Annotated in this window: 15 protein-coding genes; 8 read left to right on the top strand and 7 right to left on the bottom strand. The window is 63.1% G+C overall.

Annotated elements, in window-relative coordinates; genetic code table 11:
- Positions 1–47: 47 nt before the first annotated feature.
- A complete protein-coding gene (locus tag FJW04_RS08310) occupies positions 48–1,721 on the bottom strand; it encodes an amidohydrolase (RefSeq protein WP_140713484.1) in 1,674 nt (557 codons plus the stop codon).
- A 256-nt stretch (positions 1,722–1,977) separates the two neighbouring features.
- Here FJW04_RS08310 and FJW04_RS08305 point away from each other — a divergent pair, with 256 nt between their 5' ends.
- The 4 genes from FJW04_RS08305 to FJW04_RS08290 all read left to right on the top strand — a co-directional run bounded on the left by FJW04_RS08305 (position 1,978) and on the right by FJW04_RS08290 (position 5,668).
- On the top strand, positions 1,978–2,631 hold the full coding sequence (locus FJW04_RS08305) for a TetR/AcrR family transcriptional regulator (RefSeq protein WP_140713482.1): 654 nt from the start codon (positions 1,978–1,980) through the stop codon (positions 2,629–2,631).
- A 55-nt stretch (positions 2,632–2,686) separates the two neighbouring features.
- Positions 2,687–3,718, top strand: coding sequence for a histone deacetylase family protein (locus FJW04_RS08300; protein WP_140713480.1), 1,032 nt, complete (start codon positions 2,687–2,689; stop codon positions 3,716–3,718).
- A 472-nt stretch (positions 3,719–4,190) separates the two neighbouring features.
- Positions 4,191–4,901, top strand: a complete 711-nt coding sequence (locus FJW04_RS08295; protein WP_140713478.1) for a helix-turn-helix transcriptional regulator — start codon at positions 4,191–4,193, stop codon at positions 4,899–4,901.
- Positions 4,898–5,668: a helix-turn-helix transcriptional regulator gene (locus FJW04_RS08290; protein ID WP_140619467.1), complete on the top strand. Its 771-nt coding sequence runs from the start codon at positions 4,898–4,900 to the stop codon at positions 5,666–5,668. The genes FJW04_RS08295 and FJW04_RS08290 overlap by 4 nt, the downstream gene beginning before the upstream one ends.
- Positions 5,669–5,692: 24 nt before the next feature.
- Here the strand turns inward: FJW04_RS08290 and FJW04_RS08285 are convergent, their stop codons facing one another.
- The 6 genes from FJW04_RS08285 to motA are packed head-to-tail and all read right to left on the bottom strand — an operon-like array spanning position 5,693 to position 10,526.
- Positions 5,693–6,127, bottom strand: coding sequence for a hypothetical protein (locus FJW04_RS08285; RefSeq protein WP_015315925.1), 435 nt, complete (start codon positions 6,125–6,127; stop codon positions 5,693–5,695).
- Positions 6,124–7,206 carry a flagellar biosynthesis protein FlhB gene (gene flhB, locus FJW04_RS08280; protein WP_140713476.1) on the bottom strand — a complete coding sequence of 361 codons (1,083 nt, stop codon included), beginning with the start codon at positions 7,204–7,206 and terminating at the stop codon, positions 6,124–6,126. The genes FJW04_RS08285 and flhB overlap by 4 nt, the downstream gene beginning before the upstream one ends.
- A gap of 3 nt (positions 7,207–7,209) precedes the next feature.
- The gene (locus tag FJW04_RS08275; RefSeq protein ID WP_015315923.1) at positions 7,210–8,223 is read right to left on the bottom strand and encodes a flagellar motor switch protein FliG; all 1,014 of its coding nucleotides are present in this window, start codon (positions 8,221–8,223) and stop codon (positions 7,210–7,212) included.
- Between the two features lie 43 nt (positions 8,224–8,266).
- Positions 8,267–8,653 carry a flagellar motor switch protein FliN gene (gene fliN, locus FJW04_RS08270; RefSeq protein ID WP_015315922.1) on the bottom strand — a complete coding sequence of 129 codons (387 nt, stop codon included), beginning with the start codon at positions 8,651–8,653 and terminating at the stop codon, positions 8,267–8,269.
- Positions 8,654–8,670: 17 nt separating this feature from the next.
- Entirely contained in the window at positions 8,671–9,618 is a 948-nt protein-coding gene (locus tag FJW04_RS08265) for a FliM/FliN family flagellar motor switch protein (RefSeq protein ID WP_140713474.1), read from the bottom strand.
- Positions 9,619–9,650: 32 nt separating this feature from the next.
- Positions 9,651–10,526 (bottom strand): flagellar motor stator protein MotA, encoded by an 876-nt coding sequence (gene motA, locus FJW04_RS08260; RefSeq protein WP_015315920.1) that lies wholly within the window; start codon positions 10,524–10,526, stop codon positions 9,651–9,653.
- A 155-nt stretch (positions 10,527–10,681) separates the two neighbouring features.
- Between motA and FJW04_RS08255 the strand changes: the two genes are divergently transcribed.
- The 4 genes from FJW04_RS08255 to FJW04_RS08240 are packed head-to-tail and all read left to right on the top strand — an operon-like array spanning position 10,682 to position 15,455.
- Positions 10,682–12,493, top strand: coding sequence for a DUF1217 domain-containing protein (locus FJW04_RS08255; protein ID WP_140713472.1), 1,812 nt, complete (start codon positions 10,682–10,684; stop codon positions 12,491–12,493).
- A gap of 2 nt (positions 12,494–12,495) precedes the next feature.
- Positions 12,496–13,221, top strand: a complete 726-nt coding sequence (gene flgF, locus FJW04_RS08250) for a flagellar basal-body rod protein FlgF (RefSeq protein ID WP_140713470.1) — start codon at positions 12,496–12,498, stop codon at positions 13,219–13,221.
- Between the two features lies 1 nt (position 13,222).
- Complete coding sequence (gene fliI, locus FJW04_RS08245; RefSeq protein WP_140713468.1) at positions 13,223–14,638, top strand: flagellar protein export ATPase FliI; 1,416 nt, start codon at positions 13,223–13,225, stop codon at positions 14,636–14,638.
- Complete coding sequence (locus tag FJW04_RS08240; protein WP_140713466.1) at positions 14,619–15,455, top strand: hypothetical protein; 837 nt, start codon at positions 14,619–14,621, stop codon at positions 15,453–15,455. Before fliI ends, FJW04_RS08240 begins: the two co-directional genes overlap by 20 nt.
- Positions 15,456–15,524 lie beyond the last annotated feature (69 nt).

Genomic DNA, 15,524 nt, shown 5'->3' with positions numbered 1-15,524 from the left:
GACTCACAGTTCAGTGTACTCTTGGGGTAGCAAGCCCCATGCCACAGTCAGGCTTGGTAGGTGATTTTGCCGCCACAGATGGTCGTCACCGGCCGCACCGTATGCAACGCTTCCGGGGCAGTCCTCTCGATATCGGCCGACAAAACGACCAGATCCGCCAGATAACCCGGCTTCAGCACGCCTTTGCGGTGTTCCATGAATTCGCTGTAGGCGCCCTCGACCGTATAGCCGGCAAGCGCTTCATGCAGCGAGAAACTCTGGTCCGCCAAGCCCTCTGCCCAAGGCTTTCGCATCACCGCCGCTTGGATGCCCAGGATCGGATCAACCGGCGAGACCGGCCAGTCGGAAGCGAACACGACGCGGGCGCCAGCATCCTTCAGCGTGCGCCAGGCATAGCTCAGCGGCCACCTTTCGCGACCGATGCGCGAAATCGTCGGCTCCAGCGGAAAGTTCATGGCGCCGGGCGGATGCGGCGGTTGCATCGAAGCGATGACGCCAAGTTCGGCGAACCGCGGTACATCCGTCGGGGTGATGACTTCGATATGCTCGACGCGGTGACGGCTGTCCCGCTTGCCGTTGTTCTCCCGCGCCGCCTGATAGCCGTCCAGCACCGCGCGGACTGCGCCGTCACCGATCGAATGAACGGCGATCTGCAGGCCTCTGCGGTCGGCCTCCACTGCCACCTCGGCGAAGTGCTCGGGCGTGAACAATGGCTCGCCGCGCCAGCCGGGACGGTCGGCGTAGTCGTCGACCATCACGGCAGTCCAAGAATCGAGCACACCGTCGTAAAACACCTTGACCATGCCCGAGGAGAGCCATTCGGAGTTATAGGTCGCGGCCATACCCGACGCTTTTTCAAGCATGCCCAGTGTCATGAAGTTCTTGAAATGGAACGGGATTTTTGTACGGCATATAAGCCGCCCTTCCGCCTCCAGGCCGGCAAGCAATTCAAGCTGGTAGAGGTTGCCATCCATGTTCTGGATCGACGTGATGCCATGCCTGGCGCACCATTCGAGACCGCGATGCATCAGATCGCGGTCGGCAGCCAATTCCTCGGCCGAAGGATAAGGCTCCGGCTCCGTGCCAGTCAGGCCAAGCCGCGTGCGGTTCTGGCCAAAGAATTCCATAATCGGACCAAATGCCTCACCTTCGCGCAATTCGCCCGAGGCCAGTCCGTCGGCGCCCATGACGATTTCGTTGCCCGGCCCCAATTGGCGGCCATGCAGAAGCCCTGCCTGCTCCAGCGCCTTGGTGTTCGCCCACATCGTGTGATGGTCGGAAGCCGACATGGCGAAGGGGCGGTCGGGAATGATGCGGTCGAGATGATGCCGCGTAACCGGCTCGGGAAGGACCGCATAGTCGACGCCGGCGCCGATCAGAAGCTTGGCATTGGGCCGCGTCGCGGCAAAGAGCTGGATAGCATCGCGCAAGGCATCGAAGCCATGCACGGCAGCCAGGTGCAGATTGTCGAGTTCAGCCGCGCCGCCGAACAGATGCATATGGGCCTCGATGAAACCCGGGATCACCGAACCGCCCTCGGCGTCGATGACCTTTGTACCCGTTCCCCTGAACTCTTCGATTGCAGCACGGCTGCCAATGGCGATGATGGCGCCGTCCTTGACGGCAACGGCCTCGGCGGCGGGATTGTCACCGTCCATGGTCAGCACACGACCGTTGATGACAATCAGATCCGCACCATCACCCGCATCCGTGACCGACATCGCAACTCCGCGCTTTTGACGACTGAATGAGACGGGCAAAACTCCGCGTCCAACGACCCGCCACACCACGGAGCGGCGCTATCGGACAATGATGCCAGTACGCTGTCTTCGAAATTTCCCTTGTTATCCCAAGAGACAGTGTGGATAAAGAATGCGACTGATTATTCGCGTTTGTCAACATGCCGGATTTAGAATGTATTGTGGACAGCACGCCCCGCTTGTGTTGGGACCAGGCGGGGAACGAGGGCATCAAGCAGTGAAGCGCAGTCTCGACCGCAAAACCAAGATAACGCTCGAGCCGCGCAAGCAGCCGCGGCAACAACGGTCCAGCAAGGTGGTCGACAGGATCCTCGACGCTGCGCTGATCCTGACGCGGGAGCAAGGAACCAGGACACCGACGACGCTCGCCATCGCGCAGCGCGCGGGCCTGTCGGTCGGTTCGGTCTACCAGTACTTTCCCAACAAGGAAGCCATTCTTCTGGATCTCGCCCGGCGCTGGCTGTCATCCTTTCCCGAGGTGATCGCGAGGCGCATCAAGGTCGCCCCGCCCACCAACCGCGAAGAATTTCGGCGGGAAGTGCGCAAGCTGTTCATCGACACGTCGAAGCTCTACCTCGAAAACGCCACCCTGATGCCGGTGATCGAGGCCATTTCAGGCAATGCCGACCTGCGGCCGATCCAGAACGAATATGATGACCAGATCATCGCCCTCTATGCTGCATGGCTGCAGCATGTGAACCCCGCACTCGAAGGCAAGATCGCCAGCCGGCTCGGCGTGCTGATGATGGAGGTCGGGCACGTCTGTCGGCTCGTTGGGCTGAAGAAGGACCGCAGGACGTTCGACCTCATCGAGGACGATGTGGAAACCATGTGGCTCGCCTTGGTGAGCCCCTACCTCAACCTTGACTGACCGATTTCAATGCAATTCCGGACGGAAAACCGCTTCGCACTTCGAGAGGAAATTCATGAAGACTGTCTATTCGCCACTTCACGCCGGTCATGCCGGGCAGATGGAACTGGTCACGTCAGCCATCGTGCCCGGCTTCGAAAAGCCCTCGCGGGCGGAGTTCATCAAGGCGCGGGTCGAAAGCGAGAAGCTCGGACCGATCATTGCCCCGGTCGAGCACGACCTCGCCGCCGCCAAGCGCGTCCACAGGGCCGACTACATCGACTTCCTGCCGACCGTCTGGCCACAATGGATCGCCGAGGGCCATGCGGGCACGGCGATGCCCTTCACCTGGCCGACGCGCGGACTGCGCGGCGACGTGCCGCCCAAGCGCATCGACGCCCTGCTCGGCTATTATTCCTTCGACGGCGGCGCCACCTTCGTCGAGGGCACCTGGGCCGCGATCAAATCGTCCTTTGACGTCGCGCTGACCGCCGCCGGCCTGGTCAAGGACGGCGATAGGTCGGCCTTCGCGCTCTGCCGTCCGCCCGGCCACCATGCCGGGGCCGGCTTCATGGGCGGCTATTGCTACATCAACAACGCGGCCGTCGCCGCGCAATGGTTCCGCGACCAGGGTGCCAAGCGTATCTCGATCCTCGATGTCGACTATCACCACGGCAACGGCACGCAGGAGATCTTCTATGACCGCGCCGACGTACAGGTTCTCAACCTGCACGGTGATCCGATGGTCGAGTACCCGTTCTTCCTCGGCCATGCCGATGAGCGTGGCGCGGGCGCTGGCGAAGGCTTCAACATCAACTATCCCATGCCCTTCGGCACCGGTTGGGATGCCTGGAACGTGTCGCTGGAGGATGCCTGCGCCAGGCTCGCCGCCTACGCTCCCGACATCGTCGTCGTCTCGCTCGGCGTCGACACTTTCGAAAAGGACCCGATCAGCCAATTCAAGCTGAAAAGCCTGGATTATCCGAAGATCGGCCAGCGCATCGCCAAGCTCGGCCTGCCGACGCTGTTCGTCCAGGAGGGCGGCTATGCCGTCGAGGAGATCGGCATCAATGCCGTCGGCGTGCTGACTGGGTTCGAGGATCGGTAGAGCGGTCGTCCAGCAAGCGCAGCGTCTGCGGGGAGGACGGACAAAGGAAGGGTGGCGGCAGCCGCTCCTTCTTTGCACCCAGAGGCGCCGCGTAAGCCCATCGCAAAAATCATGGCCGGCCTGCGCGGCTCGATTTCCGTGCCCAGGAAATGCAAAGAAATTGGCCGCTGAGTCGCAGGCCGAGTCCACCGGATTCGATTTTGTCAAATCGCGTTTGATGTCGGATTCATCTGCGGGTAGATTAGACCCGAATCAGCCGGTCCTCGGGGGGCGCGGCGACCACCCAAAGTCTCACGTTCCGGAATTTTTCCGGCGCCAGACGCGGATGTCTCGCGTTCCCTGAATGGATTCCGTCTGGTTGGGCGCGGCCCCGCGCCTCGTGTGTGTCTCGTAAAAGTAACGCGTTTTCGGGTTCGGCAGCTGGTACTCCAGCAGCCGGGCATCAGAATTGATTCCGACCAAAAAGCAGCAGATGAGCAGTCCCGCCGCGTCTCTTCAATCCGACACATTGGGCTCGCGCCTGACGTCGCGCGGTGATCTCACCTCCTTCTTCATGGAGCTGACCGCCGAGATGGGCGCCGACAGCTACATGCTGGTCGCCATCGTCCATGACCAGGACCGCAACGATGCACGTATCGTGTCTTCGAACTGGATCTTCGACGCCATCGAGTTGATCGGCAAGCGGCTGATCGCCGGCCTTGCACAAGGCCCGCTCACCGCCGCACCCGGTATCCGTCCGACGCCGCTGGTGGCGGCCCAGGCGCCGGATGCCGGCGGGCTGGTCTCGGGCGAAGAGGCTCGGCTCCTCGACGTGCTCGGCCATGCCGAGGTCTATTCACTGCGGCTGAATGTCGGCCGTCAGCGCCTGTTCGCCTTGTTCTCGGCGGCCGCCGCCGGCCGGATCGACCAGCCGGCGCTGATGAAGGCGCAGCTGAAATGCTGCTACGCGCTTTCGCACATCCCGCAGTTGATCGCCGCCGCGGCGATGCAGGATCCGCTGTCGGACCGCGAGCGCGAATGCTTGTTCTGGGTCTCGGAAGGCAAGACCACCGACGAGGTGGCGGTGATCCTTGGCGTCTCCTCCAACACCGTCAACAGCTACATCACCCACGCCATCCAGAAATTCGCGGCCTCGAACCGTGCGATGGCCATCGCCACGGCGATCAGGAGTGGCATCATTTGAAACACGCCGACATCAAGGAGGCCGCGGAGGCCCTTTTCAACGAGCAGCGCAGCCCGTTCGGTGCCTTCTCGCTGGGATCCGAAACACATCACGCCGTCACCATTCCCGATGCGGTGCGCCGCTGCCGCTGGATCTCAGTCGACATCAATGCCTCGGCCTTCGGCCTGTACTTCGTCAGCCCGTCGCCGGAGCGCGCTCGGCTGGTCCCGTGCTTTGATTCAGATTATCCCGGCGTCGCGGTGGCGACCAAGTTCATTTCAGGCGCCAATGGCGAGGACATCGTTCGCCATAGCCGGATTTCGACCGAGCCGCGCTGGTGGACGGATGATGGCGTGGCGGCCATGGCCGACATGTTCGGCAATCTCGCCTGGACCGGACAGATGGCGCCGCTGACGCCCGGGTCGAGCGGCATTGCCTTCCCCGTCCATGCCGATCGCGGTCAATGCGGTCTTGTCGTCTTCCTGGGATCGGAGATCGCGCTGCCGCAGGATGCGCTCTACGAAATTCACGCTCGCTGCTTCTCGCTGTTCGCCGCCGTCGCGCGGATGCGTCCGGGAGACGTCGGCAGAATGCGCTCGATCTCCAAGCGCGAGCTTGAATGCCTGAAACTGACCGCCAACGGCAACACCAGCGAGGAGATCGCGCGGCTCCTGAAACTGTCGGTGCACACCGCCAACCAGTACCTCACCCAGTCGACCCAAAAGCTCAATGCGGTTAACCGCAACCAAGCGGTCGCCAAGGCGTTGCGGCTGGGGCTTATCGAGTAGCCGCTCTCGGCTAAAGGAAGCGATTTAGAACGCCAGCGGTTCGACCTTGCGAATGCGGGCCTGTTCGATCACCGCCTCCAGCAGCGCCGTGTTGTGCCCGGGGTCTTCGCCCGGCTTTTCAAACGACACGTAATTGACCAGGACCGTGCTGCCGGTCTCGCTCAGCGTCAGCTGGAAATAGACGGTCACGCCTGGCGGCCTGAGTTCCAGATCGAGCACGATGCGCGGGCTGCCGCTCCAGTCGACATGCGCCTCGCCGCCATGACCGAGCCTAAGCGTACCCGGCATGAAGAACAGCTCCGCCGCTGAATCGACCAGATCCGACAGGCAGGCGAAATGCTCCAGCCGGATGAAGGCGATATAGTCGGCGACGTCGATCAGCCTGAGCTCCACCACCACCTGTTCGATGGCGCTGGCGACGATGATCTCGCGGGATTTTGCGTGCGGTTGCCGGTTCATGAAATCTGTCTGCGCTCAGCCTTTTTCGAGTAGACGATCCGCACCAGTTCGGCGACGGCCTGGTAGAATTGTGATGGGATCACATTATCGACCGAAACTTGCTTGTACATGGAGCGGGCGAGCGCCACGTCCTCGAAGATCGGGATGTTATGCTCCTTGGCGATTTCACGGATTTTCAGCGCCACCAGATCCTGCCCTTTCGCTACGACCAGCGGCGCCGAATCTTCGTCGCGCACATATTTCAGCGCGATCGAGAAATGGGTCGGGTTGGCGATAACGAGCGTCGCGCGCGGCACCGCCGTCATCATCCGCTTGCGCGCCCGGTCGCGCGCCAACGAACGCAGCCGCGACTTGACGATCGGGTCGCCCTCGGACTGCTTGAACTCGTCCTTGACCTCCTGCTTGCTCATGCGCAGGTCCTGCTTCCAGTGAAAGCGCGACCAGACGATATCGATCGCCGCGATCAGTCCCATGACGAACACGATCGCCACCAGTATGTCGACGGCGATGCCACGGATGACGAGGCCGAAAGCGACGGGATTGGTGATCATCCCGGCAAGCAGCTTGCGGTGGTCCTCCGACAGCGTGAAGGTGAGCACGGTGATGGCGAAACCGACCTTTGCGAGCGATTTCAAAAACTCGACCCAGCCCTGGGCGCCGAACATCCGGTTCCAGCCCTTGGCGATCGATATGCGCGACATCTGCGGCCTGATCCGCTCGCCGACGAATTGCGGCATGTTCTGCAGCACGGAGGCGCCGATGCCGGCAACCGTCAGCAGCACCAGCAGGCTCACGACGGCGCGACCCACTTCGAACAAGACCTGCTTGTAAAGCGCGATGACATCGGTCTCGGTGTCCATCGGCCAAGCCTCGGGCTTCTCCAGGAACATCGACAGGAACGTGCTGAGGTCGACGACGGCGTCCTTGGCATAGAAGACTGTGAACACCAGTATGGCGACGAACGAGGCGAGGAGCGCCGTTTCCCTCGAATGGGGCAGCTTGCCCTGTTCGATGGTATCGCGGATCTTCTTTTCCGTCGCCTCTTCGGTTTTCGAGTCCTTGTCGGTGGCGTCGGACATGCCTTAGGCGGCGTTCTGCGTCGAGGGAAGTTCGAAGGCCCCTTCGCGCGACAGGCGGATGGTGGTCGTCACGATCGTCTTGCGCGCGGCCATGATATCGGCGGCCGGGACACCCTCCGAGCCTTGCCCGAGTTCGGCCTCGATCATGCGTCGCGAGCGCGCGCCGATCGCCGACAGCACCGCCTCGGCCAGTGCGGCCGACGTGCCGCGCAGCGCCAGCGTGACAAGCTCGGTCGACAGCCCGTCGAACAAAAGCACGCGCGCCTTCTGGGTGAGCAGCGGCAGGTCGTCGAAAGCGAACAGCCGGGCACGGACACCGTCGAGGTCGGGCGTGCCGGCGGCTTCGAGATCCTGCATGACTTCCTCAAGCAGGGGTTTTTCCAGCTCGTTGAGCACGCTGGCGACGCGCGCCTGCCCGGCCGAAGTGTCCTTGGTGGAGGTATCCGACAGCACGCTGGAGCGCAGCCGGTTCTCGACGATCCTGGTGGCGGCGGCCGGAACGTTGGCCATCGTCACCATGCGCTTGATGATCTCGCCGCGCATCGGCTTCGTCAGTGTCAAAAGCACACTCGCCGCCGCCTGCGGCGCCAGTTTCGACAGCACCATGGCCGCCGTCTGCGGGTGTTCGCCCGCCAGGAAGGCGCCCAGCCGCGAGGGTTCGAGCTTTTCGAGATCGGGCCAGATCGGCGGCGGCCCTTCAGGCGCGACCTCGAATTTCTTGTCGCCCATGATGGCGCTCATCTCTTCGGGCGAGAGAGACTCGTTGAGAATGGTGTCCATCCTGTCGGCGGAATCGAGCAGGCCGGCGCCCTCGGTGAACTCGGCCTCGAATTCGGCGACGATGCGCTCGAGATCGCTCTGCGGAATGGTCCTGAGCAGCCGCGCGCCCTCGATCAGCGCCTTCAGCTCTTCCTGCTTGAAGAATTTCAACAGGCGGCTGGCGGACGGTTTGCCCATCGCCACCAATATGGCGGCCGCCTTCTGCGCGCGCGTCAGGGTCGTCAGCGGCGTCGTCATGCCTTTCGCCTCCGCCGCCACCGGCGAGCTCCGCGATCCATGTCTAGGCGCCCTTCGTGCCGGCGATGATTTCGGTCAGCCTGATGCCAAAGCGCGAAGGGTCGCTTTCGAGCACGGTGATCTCGCCGCGCGCGATCTTGCGGCCGTTCACCACGACATCGACCGGCTCGCCGATGCGGCGATTGAGCGCGACCGTCGACCCCTTCTGCAGCGCCATCAGATCGGCAACCGCCATCTCGGTGCTGCCGAGGATGATCTGGACATCGACGGGGATGTTCATGATAACGCTTGAATTGGCCCCCGCCGCAGCCCGGAACGCCGCATCGGGGCGCTGCTCTTCTTCGTGCAAGACCCCCCGCAATTCCTCGATGGCGCGATCGAGCTGCTCGTCCGGCTGGTCGAGCTCTGCTTCTACCTTGGTCTTGGCCATGCGTCGTCTCCAAAAGCTCAGGCGCGCCCGGCACCAGCCGGCATGAGCCCATCGATGAAATCCTGCCCGGCATCGAAAGGATGCCTGATTCGGACGGTGTAATTCTGACCCAGTTTGCCGAACTCGCATACGAACAGCGTCTGGCCGCGCGCGCCGAGGCGAGCCCGCGATTGCGCCGTTTCTTCGAAGTCGATGACCTGGCCCACTTCGAGGTTGGCGAGGCCGCCCAGCGTCAGCCGCGCCAGCGGCATGGTGGCCTCGAGCGCTACGGTCGAGCGCATCACCTCTTCCGAAAAGCGTGCCCGCCAACTGGTTCCATGATCGTCCTCGCTGATGCTGGCCGTGGCATCGCGGCCCGCCAGCACGATGCGCTGCGGCATCGTCACGGTAATCGAGCCGCTGTCGACCGGCGTCGAGATGCCAAGGACGATGCGGATCGCGGCACCGTCGCGCAACACGTGCCGCCTGGCCTCGATCCCCGACATGGCGCGGGGTGCGGGCAGCCGCAGTTCGAGCGAGCGCCGCCCCGATCCGTTCAGCGCCTGCGCCACTTCCTGGAGCACCATGGTCGAGACATCGGCCTCGATCGACGACAGCTCGCGCTCGATCGGCGACACCGGCATATCCGGGTCGCCGCCGAACAGGGTGGAGACCATGATCGCGATTGCGGGAGCATCCATGACGAGTGTCATCGCGTCCGAGGACGCCGGCGAGCCGACGACGGTCATCGCGAAATTGTCGCCGGCGCGCGAGCGCGCCTCCGGGACGCGGCTGACCTCGACGGCCTTGAGGTCGACAATTACGGGAATGCCGAGCTCGCCCGAGAGTCCCTTCTGCAGCAGCGGCACGGCGCGTTCGGCCATGGCACGGCCGGCGTCGATGACCTGATCGGTCTCACCGCTGTCGCCGACCAGACGCTCGATGATCAACGAACGCGCCTGCGAGGGGCTGCCCGGACTCGTCATGACAGTTTTGGCACCGATCTGTCGCGCATCGCTCAGGCAGCCTTCTTCTCGGCGCTGCCGGTGTTCATGGTGCTCTGCTCGACCGCGTCGATGGTCGGCCGTTCATAGGAGGAGATGGTCTTGCGGCCGAACTCGATCGCCACCTGCGGCAGCGCACCGTTCATGTAGGCGAGCAGCGTCTGCTTGACGATGATGTAGAGGCGGTTCTTCTTCTCGCGCACCGTCTTGATCTTGGTGGCGACAGGTCCGACCACCGCATAGGACAGGAAGATGCCGAGAAAGGTGCCGACCAGCGCCGCGCCGATCAGGCCGCCGAGGATTTCCGGCGACTGGTCAAGCGCGCCCATCGCCTTGACCACGCCGAGCACGGCGGCGACGATGCCGAGCGCCGGCAGGCCGTCGCCGACCGCGACCAGCGCGTGATAGGCCTTCATCTTGTCGGATTTGATGGTCTGGATTTCCTCGTCCATCAGCGCCTCGATCTCGTGTGAGCGGGCATTGCCGATGATGATGATGCGGCAGTAGTCGCAGATGAAATTCATCAAATCGTGATTCTTGAGCACGGTTGGAAAGGCCTGGAAGATCGCCGATTCCTCCGGATTGTCGATATGCGCCTCGACCTCGCTGCGCGACTTGGAGCGCAACTCGCGCATCAGGCTGTGCAGCACGCCGAGCGTTTCCAGATAGTCCTGCTCCTTCGGCACCGCCTGTTTGAAGGCCTCCAGAATGCCCTTGCCGGTATCCTTGACCGTCTTCATCGGATTGGCGACCAGGAAGGTGCCGAGTGCGGCGCCGCAGATGACCACGGCTTCCCATGGCTGCACCAGCACGTGCAGATGCCCGCCCATGGCCATGAAGCCGCCAAGGACGCAGCCAAGCGTCACCACAAGTCCAATCAGAATGCCCACGACCGGTCCTTCCGCATTTCACGTCGGACAAGGATAGTCCCCGTGCCTTGTGTGAGGCTTGAATCCGAGCCGCCATGGCACGAAACTTAGCGATTCAGTTTCGCGCAAGGAAGTGAGCTTATTGTGCTGGCATAGCTTCGGCCGGAGGCGCGTCCTTGCTCAGTACCTATACCAGCTACCAGTTGATCACCAAAGACATAAACAAATCGATTGACCGCATCGAGCAACAGCCGACGGTCGACCGCGATACCCAATATTATCTCGCCAACATCACCAAGGTGAAATCGATCGACGATTTCGTCAAAAATGACCGGCTGTTCAAATACGCCATGAAGGCCTACGGCCTTGAGAACATGGACTACGCCAAGGCGTTCATGGTGAAGGCGCTCAAGGAAGGCGTCTCCGATCCCAACAGTTTTGCCAACAAACTGACCGACAAGCGCTACGCCGCGTTCGTCAGCGCCTTCAATTTCGCCGCCAACGGCCCCAATGCGACGATCTACAACAAGGCGCAGCAGCTGGTGACCAGCAACTATGCGCTGCAAGTCCAGATCGGCGCCTCGCAGGCAGGACTCTCCTACTACCAGAGTGAAACCGCCTACTACGTCACCAACATCTCCAAGGTGAAGTCGATCGACGACCTGATGGGCAACAGCCGCCTGCTGACATACGCGATGGCCGCGTTCGGCCTCGACGCCGAGACCGAACCGGCGGCAACCGTGAGGGCCATGCTCGAAGGTGGCGTCAGCGATCCCAACACCCCAGCCAACAAACTGACCGACAAGAGCTACGCCAACTTTGTCTCGGCCTTCGACTTCGCCCAGTATGGCGATCAGACAACCACGCGCGATGCTGCCCAGCAGGCGGTGCCGAAAGGCTATGTGGCCGGAACCGGACTGAAATTGGTCGAACCGAGCGCCCAGTATATCAAGGGCGAGGCGGACTATTACGCGGCAAACATCTCCAAGGTGAAGTCGATCGACGATCTCATGGCGGACAAGCGCCTGCTCACCTTCGCCATGGCTTCCTACGGATTGGATGCGTCGACCGAAAAGCCGCTGCAGATCAGCACGATGCTGGCGGGCGGCGTCAGCGATCCCAACAGCCCGGCAAACAAGCTGACAGACAAACGCTACGCCAACTTCGTCACGGCGTTCAACTTTGCCCAATATGGCGATCAGACAACGTCGCGCGACGAGGTGCTGAAAGACACGCCGAAGATCTACACCACGGGGTCGGCGCTTGGCCTGATCCCGCCGAACGCGGACTCCATAAAATCGGAGACCGCATACTACCTTGCCAACGTCACGAACGTGAAATCCATCGACGACCTGATGGCCAACAGCCGGTTGTACAACTATGCGCTCTCGGCTTACGGACTCGATCCGGCGACGGAAAGCAAGGATCTCATCCGCAGCGTGCTGACCGGGGGCATTCGCGACGCCGACAGCGTCGCCAACAAGATGACGAACAAGGCTTATGCCGGGCTCGCCGCCGCTTTCAACTTCGAGCAGTACGGCGAAGCAGCCACCACCATCAATCCGGCGCAGCAGCCGACCGTCGACAACTACATGCGCCAGACTCTCGAGGAGGACGCCGGCAAGACCAATGAGGGCGTGCGGCTGGCGCTCTATTTCGACCGCAAAGCATCAACCATCACCAGCTGGTACGACGTGCTGGCCGACACGGCGCTTGCCAGCGTGGTGCGCACCTCGCTGGGGCTGCCCGATTCTTTCGCCACCGCCGACATCGACAAGCAGGCGCAATTGTTCGGGCAGAAGCTCGACATCTCGGATTTCACGGACCCCGTGAAACTGAACAAGTTCCTGACCCGCTTCACCAGCATGTACGAGATCAACAATCCGACCTCGACGGCGGTGACGTCGGTCAGCGTGCTCTTTGCCAAACCGGTCACATCGGGCATCTCCACCGACCTGATGATGGCCATGCAGAAACTGAAGTTCTGATCATGCGAGACAGTCTCTACGTTGCCCTCTCCGCGCAGATAGCCCTCGAGCGCCGGCTCGACACGATCGCCGACAACGTCGCCAACGCCAGCACCGTCGGCTTTCGCGCCACCGGCGTGAAGTTCGAGGACGTGGTGTCTGGCGCAGGGCAGAAGTCGGTTTCGTTCGCCTCCTCCGGCAAGACCTTTCTGTCGGGGGCACACGGCGCCATGACGGAGACCGGCAACCCGTTCGATTTCGCCATCCAGGGCAACGCCTGGTTCGCCATCGACACGCCAGTTGGCACCGTCATGACCCGCGACGGCCGCTTCTCGATGAACGAGAATGGCGAGCTGATGTCGGTCGAGGGCCATCCGGTGCTCGACGCCGGCGGGGCGCCGATCCAGCTCGATCCCCGCAACGGTCCGCCCAAGGCCGGCGCCGACGGCTCGCTGCGCCAGAACGAACAGCTCGTCGGCTCCATCGGCCTCTACAATTTCGACCCGGGCGAGAATTTCGTGCGCTACGGCAATTCCGGCATTGTGCCCGCACGCACGCCCGAACCGGTCACCGACCGCTCCGACATCGGCGTCGCCCAGGGTTTCCTCGAGGAATCCAACGTCAATCCCGTGCTGGAAATGACCCGCCTGATCATGGTCCAGCGCGCCTTCGAGAACACTGCCGCGCTGATGCGGCAGACCGATTCCTCCGCCGAGGAGGCGATAAAGACGCTCGGCTCGAAGTCGTAGCATGTCGTCAAAGCAGCCAGCCCTCCGCGCACCCGAAAGACAGCTCCAGCCGGCGCCGCTGGATCGGCTTGCCGCTTTGGAGCGGATTATCAGGCGCTTTGGCGACAGCGACGGGCTGGTCAAGCGCGGCGGGCTCGTCACCGAAGTCACATCAACGCACTACAAGGTGCGCGGCCTTTCCGATTTCACCAGGCTGGGTGATATTGTCGAGCAGCGCGGCCAGTCCGGCTCGCGCCGCGGCGAGATCGTCAAGATCAGCCGTGACGAGGTTGTGATAGCCCCCTTCGAACGCAGCGCCGACGCCGGCATAGGCGATGCCGTGTTCCGCAGGGGTCCGCTCGCGGTGGCGCCGCATGCCTCGTGGCGCGGCCGCGCCATCGATGCGCTCACCCGGGCAATCGACGGTGGTCCGCCCTTGGTCAGGGGCGACGACATGTCGGCGGCCGCCGCGACACCCGGCGCCATGGCGCGGCAGCGCGTCGGTACCGCCTTCATGACCGGGGTCAAGGTCATCGACATCTTCACGCCACTCTGCTTCGGCCAGCGCATGGGCGTCTTCGCCGGATCGGGCGTCGGCAAGTCGACGCTGCTTGCCATGCTCGCCGGCGCCGACGCGTTCGACACCGTCGTCGTGGCGCTGATCGGCGAACGCGGCCGCGAGGTCCGCGAATTCCTCGAGGATACGATCGGCGACAGCATGGCCAAGACCGTAGCCGTAGTCGCCACCAGCGACGAGAGCGCCATGATGCGCCGGCGCGCGCCAGACACCGCCATGCGCGTCGCCGAGCATTTTCGCGACCAGGGCCACCGTGTGCTGCTGGTGCTGGATTCGATCACCCGCTTCGCTCACGCCCTGCGCGAGGTGGCGACGGGAACCGGCGAGCCGCCGGTTGCCCGCGGCTATCCCGCCTCGGTCTTCACCGAACTGCCCAAGCTGCTCGAGCGCGCCGGGCCTGGAACCGAAGGCCCAGGATTGGAAGGCAAGGGATCGATCACGGCCATCATTTCCGTGCTGGTCGACGGCGATGATCACAACGACCCGGTCGCCGATTCGGTGCGCGGCATCCTCGACGGCCATGTCGTGCTCGACCGCGCGATCGCCGAACAGGGCCGCTATCCGCCCGTCAATCCGCTGTCGTCCATCTCGCGACTGGCCGGCAAGGCCTGGAGTGTCGAACAGCGAGCCCTGGTGACGCGGCTGAAGTCGATGATCTCCCGCTTCGAGGACACGCGCGACATCCGGCTGCTCGGCGCCTATCAGGGCGGCGTCGACGCTGAACTCGATATGGCCGTACGCCAGGTGCCCGTCATCTATGAGGCGCTGACGCAATCGCCCAGGGACCGTCCGTCCGCCGATCCGTTCTCCGATCTTGCCCGCCATCTCAAGGGAAAGCAGAATGCCGAACCAGGAGACTGAACGCCAGTACACCGAGCGCCTCCTGAACGAGATGATCGCCGAAGCGAACGCCGCGGAGCAGGCTCGAGCGGAGGAGGCCAGGGTCGCCAGGGCAAACGCCGCCGGCGCCATGGCTGCCCGGACCGCGGTTGTTCTGGCCAAGGCCGTCAAATCGGCTCTCCCCAGATCCGAGCCTTTGCCGGCCCGGACTGCCGAGCCCCCTGTGAATTCCCTTCCCCGCGTCGAGGCTGCCGATATGGCTCAAGCCAGTCGCGAATCGCTGATCGATGGCCTGTTTGCCGCCAGCGAATGGCCGCAGCCGCCAAAGCCGCAATTCCCCAGACTGGGCAAGAAGAAGGCGGACCGTCGCAGCGACGTCGTCATCGCCGCGCTCGGCATCACGCTCGGCCTGACCTGCGCCCTGTTTCCCTGGTACATCTTCTTCAACCAGGACCAGTTCGGCGTGCAGGCGATCAAGTTCGGCGGCACCGGTACCAATTCGGGACGTGCGGGAGGTGGCGTGGTCGCCGAGCGCAGCGCGCCGCTGACCGCCAGGGACGTTCCCAACGCCGATGTAGATCTGCTTGCCACCGGCACGGTGCAGGACGATTCCAAAACGCAGCCGCCCGGCGAGCAACCCTTCCCCGCCGACATCGCGAAGTTCCGCATGGTCCATGTCGCCAATGGCCGCGCCATGATCGAGGACGACACCGGCCTGTGGATGGTCCAGCGCGGTTCGACGCTGCCGGATTCCAGCAAGGTATCGGCGATCGAGCAGCGCAACGGCAAATGGGTCATGCTCACCAGCGCCAACCAGGTGATCGAGCTTTCCAGATAAGCCGTCACGGTTTTGTGCCGAGGATGATTTCAGGTCGGATCGTCCTGAAATCATGCGTCTCCATTTCAA

The organism is Mesorhizobium sp. B2-7-3 (assembly GCF_006440715.1).
Lineage (GTDB): Bacteria > Pseudomonadota > Alphaproteobacteria > Rhizobiales > Rhizobiaceae > Mesorhizobium > Mesorhizobium australicum.
Note: the sequence above shows the minus strand (reverse complement) of the source record. Positions and strands in the feature narration are given on the sequence as shown.